General features: G+C 63.3%; 12 protein-coding genes. 2 read left to right on the forward strand and 10 right to left on the reverse strand.

Annotated elements, in window-relative coordinates:
• Positions 1 to 55: 55 nt before the first annotated feature.
• The 5 genes from ACH2EI_RS00890 to ACH2EI_RS00910 form a co-directional block, all read right to left on the reverse strand.
• On the reverse strand, positions 56 to 421 hold the full coding sequence (locus tag ACH2EI_RS00890) for a HesB/IscA family protein (RefSeq protein WP_395153113.1): 366 nt from the start codon (positions 419 to 421) through the stop codon (positions 56 to 58).
• Positions 418 to 981, reverse strand: coding sequence for a NifU N-terminal domain-containing protein (locus ACH2EI_RS00895; RefSeq protein ID WP_395153112.1), 564 nt, complete (start codon positions 979 to 981; stop codon positions 418 to 420). Before ACH2EI_RS00895 ends, ACH2EI_RS00890 begins: the two co-directional genes overlap by 4 nt.
• The gene (locus ACH2EI_RS00900) at positions 974 to 2,224 is read right to left on the reverse strand and encodes a P-loop NTPase (RefSeq protein WP_395158868.1); all 1,251 of its coding nucleotides are present in this window, start codon (positions 2,222 to 2,224) and stop codon (positions 974 to 976) included. The genes ACH2EI_RS00895 and ACH2EI_RS00900 overlap by 8 nt, the downstream gene beginning before the upstream one ends.
• Positions 2,225 to 2,359: 135 nt before the next feature.
• Complete coding sequence (locus ACH2EI_RS00905) at positions 2,360 to 2,527, reverse strand: hypothetical protein (protein ID WP_395158870.1); 168 nt, start codon at positions 2,525 to 2,527, stop codon at positions 2,360 to 2,362.
• A gap of 112 nt (positions 2,528 to 2,639) precedes the next feature.
• Complete coding sequence (locus ACH2EI_RS00910; protein WP_395153227.1) at positions 2,640 to 3,626, reverse strand: GDP-mannose 4,6-dehydratase; 987 nt, start codon at positions 3,624 to 3,626, stop codon at positions 2,640 to 2,642.
• A gap of 115 nt (positions 3,627 to 3,741) precedes the next feature.
• Here ACH2EI_RS00910 and ACH2EI_RS00915 point away from each other — a divergent pair, with 115 nt between their 5' ends.
• Positions 3,742 to 4,869, forward strand: coding sequence for a glycosyltransferase family 4 protein (locus ACH2EI_RS00915; protein ID WP_395158872.1), 1,128 nt, complete (start codon positions 3,742 to 3,744; stop codon positions 4,867 to 4,869).
• Positions 4,866 to 5,852: a 2-phospho-L-lactate transferase gene (gene cofD, locus ACH2EI_RS00920; protein WP_395158874.1), complete on the forward strand. Its 987-nt coding sequence runs from the start codon at positions 4,866 to 4,868 to the stop codon at positions 5,850 to 5,852. The genes ACH2EI_RS00915 and cofD overlap by 4 nt, the downstream gene beginning before the upstream one ends.
• 25 nt (positions 5,853 to 5,877) lie before the next feature.
• Here the strand turns inward: cofD and ACH2EI_RS00925 are convergent, their stop codons facing one another.
• The 5 genes from ACH2EI_RS00925 to ACH2EI_RS00945 form a co-directional block, all read right to left on the reverse strand.
• On the reverse strand, positions 5,878 to 6,783 hold the full coding sequence (locus ACH2EI_RS00925; RefSeq protein WP_395152334.1) for an NAD-dependent epimerase/dehydratase family protein: 906 nt from the start codon (positions 6,781 to 6,783) through the stop codon (positions 5,878 to 5,880).
• Between the two features lie 23 nt (positions 6,784 to 6,806).
• A complete protein-coding gene (locus tag ACH2EI_RS00930) occupies positions 6,807 to 7,826 on the reverse strand; it encodes a sugar phosphate nucleotidyltransferase (RefSeq protein WP_395152333.1) in 1,020 nt (339 codons plus the stop codon).
• Positions 7,826 to 8,683, reverse strand: coding sequence for a hypothetical protein (locus tag ACH2EI_RS00935; RefSeq protein WP_395158876.1), 858 nt, complete (start codon positions 8,681 to 8,683; stop codon positions 7,826 to 7,828). The genes ACH2EI_RS00930 and ACH2EI_RS00935 overlap by 1 nt, the downstream gene beginning before the upstream one ends.
• Positions 8,684 to 8,715: 32 nt before the next feature.
• Positions 8,716 to 9,942, reverse strand: a complete 1,227-nt coding sequence (locus ACH2EI_RS00940) for a glycosyltransferase family 4 protein (RefSeq protein WP_395158878.1) — start codon at positions 9,940 to 9,942, stop codon at positions 8,716 to 8,718.
• A gap of 77 nt (positions 9,943 to 10,019) precedes the next feature.
• The coding region (locus ACH2EI_RS00945) for a glycosyltransferase family 4 protein (RefSeq protein WP_395158880.1) at positions 10,020 to 11,171 on the reverse strand (1,152 nt) is incomplete at its 5' end.

Raw genomic sequence — 11,171 nt, forward strand, 5'->3', positions numbered from 1 at the left:
CGGAGGTCCCTGACGGGACGGCCGAGGGTGTCGGTGACCAACCCTGCGTCACCAGTCACGAGAAGGATTTGCCACACCCGCAACTGCGGGTGGCGTTGGGGTTCTCGACGCTGAACCCGGCTCCCTGGATGCCGCCGCTGTAGGTGAGGACGGCACCGTCAAGGTGCTGACTGCTCGCCAAGTCGACCTTCACCGTCACGGTCCCGAAGACCGCAAGGTAATCGTCGGGGTTGGTCTCGGGGTCGAAGAACATCTCGTACGAGAACCCCGAACACCCACCGGCGCTGACTGCGACGCGCAGGCCAAGCTCTTCGTCGCTCGATTCTGCGGCGATCAGTTCGGCCACCTTGGTCGCTGCTTCATCGGTGAGACTGATGACCGGACGAATGGCCGGCTCATTGGTGATCTCGATGGTGCTCATGGTGCGTGGCTCCTCTGGTTGGTACTACGGGTAATGGCGATAGGACTGGTGCTGGTCAACGGCGACGACCCTGGGGGATGGAATGGCGCTGTGCCACTGGCGTGGTCGGTGGTGTCGACGATGGCGGTGATCTCCGGGGCGACCATGCCAGTGAGTAGATCCTCGATGGCGACGCGTATCTGTCGTTCACTGCGCCCCGAGACGCCTATCGCTCCGTCGTCGGCGACCCTGTCGAGGATCACCGGGGAGCCGGCGGTCAGGTGTTCACGGATCGCAGCCCCAATGCCTCGTCGCATGGTGTCCCACGACGCCGCTGATGACTTGCTGACTGTGACGGTTGGGCCGGCAATGAGTACGTGCGTGATCTGACCGAGCTCGAACAATCGGGCAACCAGTGGCGCATCGTCGACCGGATCGCTCGAGCGGTAGGCGAACGGCCCGCCCGGATGGACGACGCGATCGACGGTGAACTTGCACGAGTCGGGATCGACGACCGATGTCTCAGCCTTGATCGCGATCGCCGTGACTCCCCCGCTGATGCCGCCAGCCGAGTCAGACATCTTCGACAACTCGGGCGCCGATGCGGTCGGCAAGCAGCCGCAGATACTCGAAGGAGTAAATGCCGGTGCTGTGGCCGTCACTCCAGTTCAGCGTGAACGCATAGTTGCCGACGGTGGTGATGACGCGTGGGCTGACATCGGCGCTGATGCTGGACGGGTCGAGCAACGGACGGCCGCTCGTTTCCTCGACGCAAAAGGCGCACCGGCACGCCAGGCGCAGATCGCGCACGTCGAGCTGGTCGATGCGTCCATCTTCCCACAGCATCGCCAGCGTCCGCGGGTCGTGACGGGCGAAGCCGAGGGGGACGGTGGGTGATCCGCTGGCGTCTGTGTGCTCATCGAGCCACTGGGGAGACCCCGCGTCGGAATCCCAGGTCCACGAGAACGACGGGAGCTCAACGTGGCCGATGCCCTGCAGTTGGGTGTGGAGCCGCTCGGCGATCCGCTGGTAGCTCTTCGCCGCCACCGACTCAGGCCTGTCGATCACGATCGGGCTGCCTCCGTCGCCACCCAACACGATGTCGGCATCGAGGGGGATCGCGCCAAGGAAGGCGACATCCAGATCGGCGCTCATTTGCTCACCGCCGCCACTGCCGAACACATCGGTGTCGGCAGAACAGTGCGGGCAAGTGAACGTGCTCATGTTCTCGACGATCCCCAAGATCGGGACGTTCACCGTCTCGAACATTCGTAGGCCCCTGCGTGCGATCTTGAGGCTGACGTCTTGCGGGGTGGTGACGATGACCGCGCCCGACAGACGCAAGCTCTGTGCCAGCGTCAACTGCGTGTCACCAGTGCCGGGCGGCAGGTCGAGGATGAGGTAGTCGAGCTGCCCCCAGGCGACCTGTCCGACCAACATCTGGAGGTACTTCGACACCATCGGCCCGCGGAGAATGGCGGGATTGTCGTCGTCGCTGAGCAACCCCATAGACACCGCCTTGACGCCATGACCTTCACCGGGGACCATTCGTCCGTCCTCGGTACCGAGTGGTCCGCCGGCGAACTGGATGCCGAGCATGCCGGGCACGCTGGGCCCGTGCACGTCGGCATCGACAAGACCCACGCGCAGACCACGACCGGCCAGCGCGATTGCCAGGTTGACGGCCACGGTCGACTTACCGACGCCGCCCTTGCCACTGGCCACGGCGATGATGTCGTGGATACCAGGAAGCTTGTCGCCAGTGGCCGCGCTGACAGGCGCAGCCTTGTTGGTCAAGGTAATGGACACTGGTGTCATCGACATGGTGTCAGCCGATCTCGATGAGGATGCGTTCGCCGGGGCATTCCTCGGCAGCGGTGATCACTTGTCCTGCTCGACGATCATGTCACCACGCTATCGAATTTCGATAGTAAAAACTGTTGAAACAAACAAAAGCCCTCAGTCCCATGACGACTTCCTTGTGATCAAGGTGATGACTGCATTGGTTTCACCAGCACAGCGCCGCGTTCTCAGGCGCTCAAGCGACATGGCGAAGCCACCGCGGACGAACTCGCCGCCCACGTCTTCGAGCGCCAACGCCGCCGTCGGGTCGAGGTCGTTCGCCACTGTCTAGACGGCAAGAACCTGGCCGACACGGACGGCAGCAGCCCGAGTGCTTTCACATCAACCTGCGCAGCCGCCCCATCTGGGACGTCGCAGCGCCGTCAGGCGAGAAGCGTCAGAGACCGGCTTTGGTCTTCTCAAGCGCCATGTCGTTATCGACCATCATCTTGACGAGTTCGTCGAAGCCGACTTCAGGCTCCCAGCCGAGTATGGCCTTGGCCTTGGCCGAGTCACCGATCAACAGGTCGACTTCAGCGGGCCGGAAGAACTTGGGATCCTGACGGACGTACTGCTCCCAATTGTCGAGGCCAGCATGGGCAAACGCCTTCTCGACGAACTCTTGCACAGTGTGGGCTTCACCGGTCGAGATGACGAAGTCGTCGGGCTCGTCTTGCTGCAGCATCATCCACATCGCCTTGACGTAATCGCCTGCGTAACCCCAGTCACGCTTTGCATCGAGGGTGCCCATCACGAGTTCGTGCTGCAAGCCCAGCTTGATCCGTGCAGCGGTGTTCGAGATCTTGCGGGTCACAAATTCGAGACCACGGCGCGGGCCCTCATGGTTGAACAAGATGCCCGACGAGGCATGCATGTCATACGACTCGCGGTAGTTGACAACGATGTCGTGGCCGAAGACTTTTGCGCAGCCGTACGGCGAGCGAGGGTGGAACGGAGTCAGTTCGGTCTGCGGGGTCTCGCGGACCTTGCCGAACATCTCCGACGATGACGCCTGGTAAAAGCGGATCGGGTTGTTCTGTGCGCCACCGACCATGCGGATAGCTTCGAGCATGCGCAGCACACCGAGGCCGGTCGTGTTCGCCGTCAACTCGGCTTGCGTGAACGACAACGCCACAAAGCTGATGGCCCCCAGGTTGTACACCTCGTCGGGTTGAGCAATCTGCAACGCAGCAACGAGCGACGGCAGGTCGGCAAGATCGCCGGGCACCAGTTCGATAAACGGCATCTCCTCTTGCAGCTTGGCTGCCCGGGGATTGTTCTGCCCCTTGATCATTCCGTAGACGTCATAGCCCTTGGAATGCAGAAACTCGGCCAGGTGATGACCGTCTTGACCAGTGATACCGGTGATAAAAGCGCGTGGCATAAGTCGGCCGACCCTATCTGGGGTTCAGCCAGCGGTACGCTGCGGCCGCGATGGGCGCCGATGACCTGGTCAGAACTGGTGAACGTGCTGGTGTGCGCGCCGGGATGCGAACTGGATGAGAGTTGCCGTTGACACCGGTCCATTGCACGGCCACCGCACCGGCATTGGCAACGCTGTTGCCTGGACACTCGACGCGTTGGCGCACCAAGCAGACCTTGAACTGCTCCCGTACGTCTTGAGTACACGGGCCAAGATCACCGCTCCCGAACGACGGCTGCCGATTCCAGCGGCCTGGGCACACCGACTCTGGATGCACCGCTCGCCGTCTCTGGACCGCCTGCTCGGACGCCCCGACATCGTGCACGGCACGAACTACGTCGTTCCCCCGACCCGATGCCCGCAACTCATCTCGGTCTACGACTGCTGGTTTCTTGAGCATCCCAACGATGTCAGCGACGACGCCACCCGCGCCGCCCAACTCCTGCGGCGCGCGGTCGGCCGCGGCGCACACCTCGTCACCTGCTCAGCAGCAACTTCGGCACAGGCCCGGGTACTCCTCGACACCGACCGCGTACACACCGTGCTCCTCGGGCCTCCCCCAGACCGCGCAGCTGACGACCATCGCGACGACGGCAGGAACGAAAGCGGCGGCAACTGGCCAGCCGACCTGTCGACACTCGACCGTGGCAGCCCATTCATTCTCTCGCTCGGCACAGTCGAGCGCCGCAAGAACGTGCCACAAACTGTTCGGGCGTTCGCGCGCGTCGCCGACGAACACTCCACGGTGAACCTCGTGATCGCCGGGGCCCCCGGCAACGACCAAGCAGCGGTCGACCAGGCCATCAATCAGTTGCCCGACGCTGTGCAGCGGCGCGTTGTTCGGCTCGGCTCGATCAACGACGAGCTGAAATCTCGACTCCTCTTCAACGCATCGGCACTGGCCTATCCGTCACTCGACGAAGGGTTCGGCTTCCCGCTCCTCGAAGCACAACAGGCCGGGCTTCCCGTGGTCGCGAGCACCGCCGGGTCCATCCCAGAGGTCGCCGGCTCGGCGGCGCTCTACTCGGCGCCGACCGATGTCGATGCGCTCGCTGCCAATTTGCATCTTGCGATCACCAGCGAAACGGTTCGCACGAAGCTGATCAGTCAAGGACATCGCAACCTCGAACGCTTCTCATGGGCGAGCACCGCCGACCAACTCACCCAGCTGTACATCGACATCGTCAACGGAGCCGCATCATGACCACCGAGCAACAGAAACTCTCGACCGACCCCAGCGTCACCGTCGTTTCCGGTGGAGTCGGCGCTGCTCGATTTCTGAGCGGGCTGCGCGACGCCATCAACCCCACGCAGATCACCGCCGTTGTCAACACTGGTGACGACACCGTGCTGCACGGCCTCTCGATCTCTCCCGATCTCGACACCATCACGTACACCCTGGCCGGAGCGACCGACCCCGTACGCGGCTGGGGGCTCGTCGACGAAACATGGACCGCCATGGGTGCGCTCGAGCGGTACGCAGCGGTGCGGCCCGCCGGGTCGACCGCAGCGACACGATGGTTCAACCTCGGCGATCAAGACTTGGCCACACACTTCTACCGCACCGCTCGGCTCGCCGAGGGGGCAACCCTGACCGAAGTAACCGAGGAGATCCGGGTGGCCTGGGGCCTGCCGATTCGCCTCTTGCCGATGTCCAACGACCGGCGCACCACGATCGTCACGACCGCCGACCACGGCGACGTGTCGTTCCAGGACTACTTCGTCAGACTGCGCCACGATGTCGCCACCACTGCTGTCCGCTTCGAAGGCCCAGCAGCACTGACACAATCGGCCCGGTCTGCATTGGTCGACGCCGACATCGTCGTGATCGCACCGTCAAATCCACTCGTATCGATCGCGCCCATCCGATCACTCGAGGGCGTCGACGATCTCCTGAGCGCCCGACGTGATTCCGTCATAGCTGTCTCACCAATCGTCGGCGGTGAAGCACTCAAAGGGCCGGCTGCGCGACTGCTGACCGAACTTGGTCACGAGGCCTCGGTGGTCGGCGTGGCACGTCTGTACGCCTCGATTGCGACAGCCCTCGTCATCGATCCTGTCGATGCTCACCTGGCAGATGCGATCGTGGCACAAGGGATGAAGTGCATCATTACCCCCTCGATCATGTCGTCGCCGGAGATCGCCAGAGAGCTCGCTGTGACCACGTTGCAAGCAGTTCGCGGCTGACCGTTACGGCGGTCAGGTCCGTTGGTCAGCTCCGCGAGCGGAGCTGAATCAGACCTGCATCGATGTCGGTCCACGGCGACCAGCCCAGGTGGATCCGAGCACGCACAGGTGACGCAGCAAAGCACAGCAGTTCATCGCGCCGCGCCGGCACAAGGTGCGCCGTGCCGAGTGCATCGCCGCTCATCTTGGACCAGAGGTCGCGAATCGACGTTTGCACGCCGGTTCCGACGTTGATCAACAGGCCGGCGCTCCGCTCGCCGGCGCGAACCAGCGCGTCGACCACATCGTCGATGTAAATGAAGTCACGTGTCTGGCGGCCATCGCCGGTCACATTTGCTGCACTTCCTTCGTCAATGGCTCGTTGGAACGATGCAACGACGCCACCCTCGTGCTGCTGACGAGCGCCGTACACCGAGGCGAGCGCGAGCGCACTGAACTCGACCATCTCCTGCTCACGGTACGTCGACAACAGATCGAACACGGCCCGTGCAACAACCCCTCGAACGCCACGGGGAACCGGGTCGGTCTCTTTGACCGGAAGCGACCTGACGGAAGGTAGCCCGTACATGGCTGTGGCGGGGAGTGCGACAACCACTTTGCCGACGCCGAACTGGCGCGCCGCGTCGAGCACAGTCAGCGCCGAGGCGAACCCGTTGGCGGTTTGATTGAGCGACCGTTGCGGACGGGGAAACACGGCCAGGTGATACATGACGTCGGGACGTCGCATCCCGATGAGTGATGTGCCCTCGGCGGTCGTCGAATCGAGGTGGTGAATCTTGAGCTTGCCGCCGGCGGCTCGGGCCTCGGCCAGGTTCGCAAGGCCTCCTGACGACAGGTCGTCGATGACATCAACACCGTGTCCCTCGGCCAGCAGCCGGTCAACGAGGTGTGAACCAATGAAGCCCGCTCCTCCGATGACGACGATGTTCATGGCGTGACGATACGCCGGACGTGTCAGACCGCAGCAGGATCAGGCAGCGCGCCGTCGATCAGACGACTGCCCGCAGGAACGACGCCCTCGGCACCGACCATCGAACCGGTGACTTCAGCGGTGTCTTCGACAGTACCCATCACGAGTGATGTGTTGATGCGAGCACCGGCACCGACTCGCGCTCCGGCAAGCAACACGCTGTCGATGACTTCGGCGCCTGCGCCAACTTCGACGCCTTCGCCAATGATGCTGTTCGTGATCGTTGCCGAACTCGACACGACTGCGGTCGGAGCAATCGCCTCGCAGCGGTCAAAGACGCGCCGATCGGTGAGCAGGTCAAGGTTGGCCGCTCGGTACAGCTCGGGTCGACCCGCATCAATCCAGTAGTCGTCGGTCGAAAAACCGTAGAGACCCTCGCGTTCGACGAGCTGCGGGAAGATCGATCGTTCGATCGACACTCGCTCGCCAGCCGCGATCAGGTCGAGCACGGACGGTTCGAAGATGTACGTACCGGCATTGACAAGGTTGCTCGGCTCAGTGCCAGGCTCGGGCTTCTCGACGAAGTCGACGATCCGGTCGATGCCTCCGTCGGCGGCACCTTCGAGCGCCACCACCCCGAACGCGGACGGCTCGTCCACACCGGTCAGGTGCATCGTGGCTTCGGCCTTGCGACTGCGATGTGCAGCGAGCAGATCTGCAACCGACAGATCGGTCAGCACGTCGCCATTGGCGACAACAAACGTTTCGTTGATGCCCGCAGACTCTGCTGCGAAGCGGATTGCTCCACCGGTGTCGAGCGGTTCGGGCTCAACGGCATATGTGAGGTTGACGTCGCCGCACTTCCCGTCAGGAAATGCATCCATGAAGGGCTCGGGTTTGAAACCCAACGCCAGCACCACGTCGGTGACTCCGCCCCGCGCGAGGCGGTCAACCAACCGCTCGATCATCGGGCGATGCCCGACTGGCAGCATTGGTTTTGGAGAATGGTTCGTCAGCGGTCGAAGCCGCGTTCCAAACCCACCGACGAGAACGACGGCGCGCATCACCCGCCTGAGGTGACGGGGGCGTTGGTTTGGTTGTCACCAGCAGTGATGGTCGGCACTTCTTCGCCCGGCACCGTGGTGCCACCGAAGAGCTGTCCATCAGGAAGCTGCTGGCCGCTGTCGGCTGCGCCGAGTGTTGGGAGGTCCTTTGCCCACGGCGGCATTTCGACCTTGGTGTTGTCGGGGACGAAGGCCACCGCGAAGACTTTGGCGTCGCGATCGACACGAACGCTGCCGTACGCCGCAACGAAGGTCGTGCCGTCACCGAGATCGCTGAAGTTGTCCCACACGACCATTTGGAGACTGCCGTCGACTTCTTTGCCATCCACGGTGCAGGTGGTCTTGCCCGACTCGAAGACTCCGTCTTCGTACTTGTCGCCAAACACCGCCGAGAGCTGACCACGCTGCTCTTCAGGGAAGACGAGCTTCTTGTTCTCGAGTTCGACGTCGTACACGTCCAGGAGTACCTGGAAGACAGCGCGACGCCCGACGGCGGCACGCGAGTTGGGGTGCCAGTGAATGACGCCATCGTTGTGGCTGTGGACACCCGTGCGAGCAAAGTCGGTGTTCAAGAAGCTGCCGTTGGCATCACGCTCTTCAGCGTCGCCCTGCAACGAGATCCATTCGCCACAGATGTCGAATCCGTAGGCGACGTGCCAATGATCGCCCACCGACGGATCAGAGGCGTCTGCTGCGGGCCGGCTCTGGCGTGCATAGACGACCAGGGCAAGGCCCAAGACGACGACGAGTGCCACAATCATGGGGAACATTGTTCCGCCTTGAAAGCGAATTTTCTGCCCCTTGCCTTTCTGGGCAAGCCGAGCAGCTTTCTTGGTGGAGGATGAGGAGGATGCCACGAGGATCGGAGGTTAGCGGTGGTTCGGCCCGATCAGGGTGCACGCCCGGCCAGCTGTTCGATCAGGCGGTGATACGCCACGCCAACCGCCTCCGGCGAAGCCTCGCGTTCGACCCAGGCTCGGCCTGCTGTTCCCATCGAAAGCCCAAGGTCAGAGCGTTCCAACAGTGTGGTGATCGCGTCGACGAACGCAGCGGCATCGTCTGGCAGTACTGCCACGCCGCCGCCGGACGACTCGAGAATTTTGGGAACAGCAGTACCGGGGTCGATCGCAGCAACAACTGGCCTCCCCGCCGCCATGATCGAATAGGTCTTGGACGGAACGGACACCCGGCCCAACCCGGCCTTGAGCGGTACGACATGGATGTCTCCGGTGGCCAGCAGCTCAGAGAGTCGATCGGGCTCGATATAACCAGCAAAGCGGACGTTCGACAGCGACTCGGCCTCGACTTCCAGGCTGCCGCGCGCCGCACCGTCACCGTTGATCAGGAAAGTCACCTCTGGCAACTCTCGCGCGGCCGCGAGCATGAGGTCGAGTGACTGCGAGAAGCCGACATTGCCGGCGTACAGCACGACGGGTTCATTGCCGATGCCGAGTTCAGCGCGATACGGCGTCAACCGATCGCCAGGGCGAATGACGTCGGTGTCGACGAAGTTCGGGATGACGTGGACCGTCGATCCTCGAGACGTTGGCAGCTTCGCGGTCACGTTGTCACCGAGATCGTCGGACAGCACCGTGACGGCCGCTGCTGACCGGTAGCTGATTCGTTCCAGCAGTCGAGCCGCTCCGATGACCCACCGGTTGGTGATGGCGCCCGTGTCGATCGCCGCGTCAGGGAAAACATCCTGAATGTTGAACACGAGTCGCGAACGCCGGAGCACCGCGACCACTTTTCCCGTCAGCCCCAGTGTGAGCGGCGGGGACATGGCGATCACTGCATCGGCCCGTCGGAACCATCCGCCGGCCCGGAGCCCAATCACTCCAGCCAGCAGCGAGTACGCAACGAAGCCCGCGGCCCGCCGCATGAGGTTCGACTTGTCATCGCCAGGGAACGGGTGGAGACGGGTGATCGATCCCCACGGCGTTGATTCCGTTCGAACCCACTTGCCGGTCCAGCCCGCTTCGATCGCGTGATGCCGGTACCAGGGCAATGCGGTGACCACATGGACCACGTGACCGAGGTCGGCGAGCTCGCTGACGATGCGGGTCATCACCGTGCCGGTCGGAGCGTTGTCCGGCGCAAAGTGCGGACAGAGCACGACGATCGGTCTGCCTCGATTCGAACGGCGGACAGAACGGCGGACAGAACGGCGGACAGAACGGCGGACAGAACGCGTCATGACAGTGCGAGCCGATACGCCTCAGCCAGCGCTGCGCCGGATTTCGCTGCAGTGAACTCGGTGACGCGTCGACGCCCAGCAGCGATCAGCTCAACTCGCTGATCGGCCACGATGTCGAGCGCATCTGCCCAGGCCTCCGGATCACGAGGGAGCACCAGGCCAGCGTCGCCGATCACTTCGGAAACAGCTGGCTGATCGGCGGCGATGACCGGCGTGTCGAGCGACATCGCTTCAACCACGGGGGCACCAAAACCTTCGTATTCACTCGGGAAGACCATGGCATGGGCGAGCTGCAGCAAGCCGTCGCGATGAGATGAGGGCACGCGCCCCGGCCTGATCACCCGGCGCTCCAAGTGGAGCTCGGCAATCTTTGCTGCGACACGTTGATCTGCCAGCCCCTTGCCGCCGAGCAGGACTAAGCGCAGATCAGGATCATCCCAGTGCTGCGCCATCACATCGAGCAGAAACTCGTGCCCCTTGTGCGGATGTGTAATTGCCGGGAACACGATGACGCGGCCACTGCCAAGCCCGTAGACGCTGCGGAGCTCGAACTCGGACGGGGCCTCGACCCCGATGTCGGCTTCGACACCGTGCGGCACGACGACCACACGATCGGGCGCAACATCGAATTCTTCGATCACCGTTCGCCGAACCCAATCGGTCGGGGTGGCGATCACGCTCGCGCGGTGCACCGAACGAGGCATTGTTCGCCGGAGGTACTGCAGTTTCAGCTTGCTGTGGTACCCGGGGTGTGTGAGGTACTGGAGATCGTGGATCGTCAAGACGATGGGTCTGGTGCCGACGGCCGGGGTCGTGCCACCACCGTGGTGGACTAGCTCGGCGTGTTGCGTCCGCCTGCGAAGCCAGGTGTGCTCGGCAACAACTCTGCGGCGACGGTCGACGCCTGTCAAGTTGGCCACCTCGATCGGGTACAGCTTGGCGAGTGCCGGGTGCGTTTCGATGAACGACTTGACGACGTACAACGTTGGAACGAAGTCGCTGGCCTGCTCGCCAAGGCCGAGTAACTGACGGACGAGATACTCCTCGGATCCACCGACGTCACCGGGCACGCACCACAGCAGGTTGACCGCCACTGACGCAGCCTCAACCCGAGGTACCACCGGATCGGCAGGAAGCTCAGCCGCCAG

Origin of the sequence: Ilumatobacter sp. (genome assembly GCF_041688325.1) — a bacterium.
Lineage (GTDB): Bacteria > Actinomycetota > Acidimicrobiia > Acidimicrobiales > Ilumatobacteraceae > Ilumatobacter_A.

Coding starts and splice junctions, on each gene's coding strand:
- ACH2EI_RS00900 (WP_395158868.1), bottom strand. CDS start 2,224: ATGTCGATGACACCAGTGTCCATTACCTTGACCAACAAGGCTGCGCCT.
- ACH2EI_RS00890 (WP_395153113.1), bottom strand. CDS start 421: ATGAGCACCATCGAGATCACCAATGAGCCGGCCATTCGTCCGGTCATC.
- ACH2EI_RS00910 (WP_395153227.1), bottom strand. CDS start 3,626: ATGCCACGCGCTTTTATCACCGGTATCACTGGTCAAGACGGTCATCAC.
- ACH2EI_RS00930 (WP_395152333.1), bottom strand. CDS start 7,826: ATGCGCGCCGTCGTTCTCGTCGGTGGGTTTGGAACGCGGCTTCGACCG.
- cofD (WP_395158874.1), top strand. CDS start 4,866: ATGACCACCGAGCAACAGAAACTCTCGACCGACCCCAGCGTCACCGTC.
- ACH2EI_RS00915 (WP_395158872.1), top strand. CDS start 3,742: ATGAGAGTTGCCGTTGACACCGGTCCATTGCACGGCCACCGCACCGGC.
- ACH2EI_RS00925 (WP_395152334.1), bottom strand. CDS start 6,783: ATGAACATCGTCGTCATCGGAGGAGCGGGCTTCATTGGTTCACACCTC.
- ACH2EI_RS00895 (WP_395153112.1), bottom strand. CDS start 981: ATGTCTGACTCGGCTGGCGGCATCAGCGGGGGAGTCACGGCGATCGCG.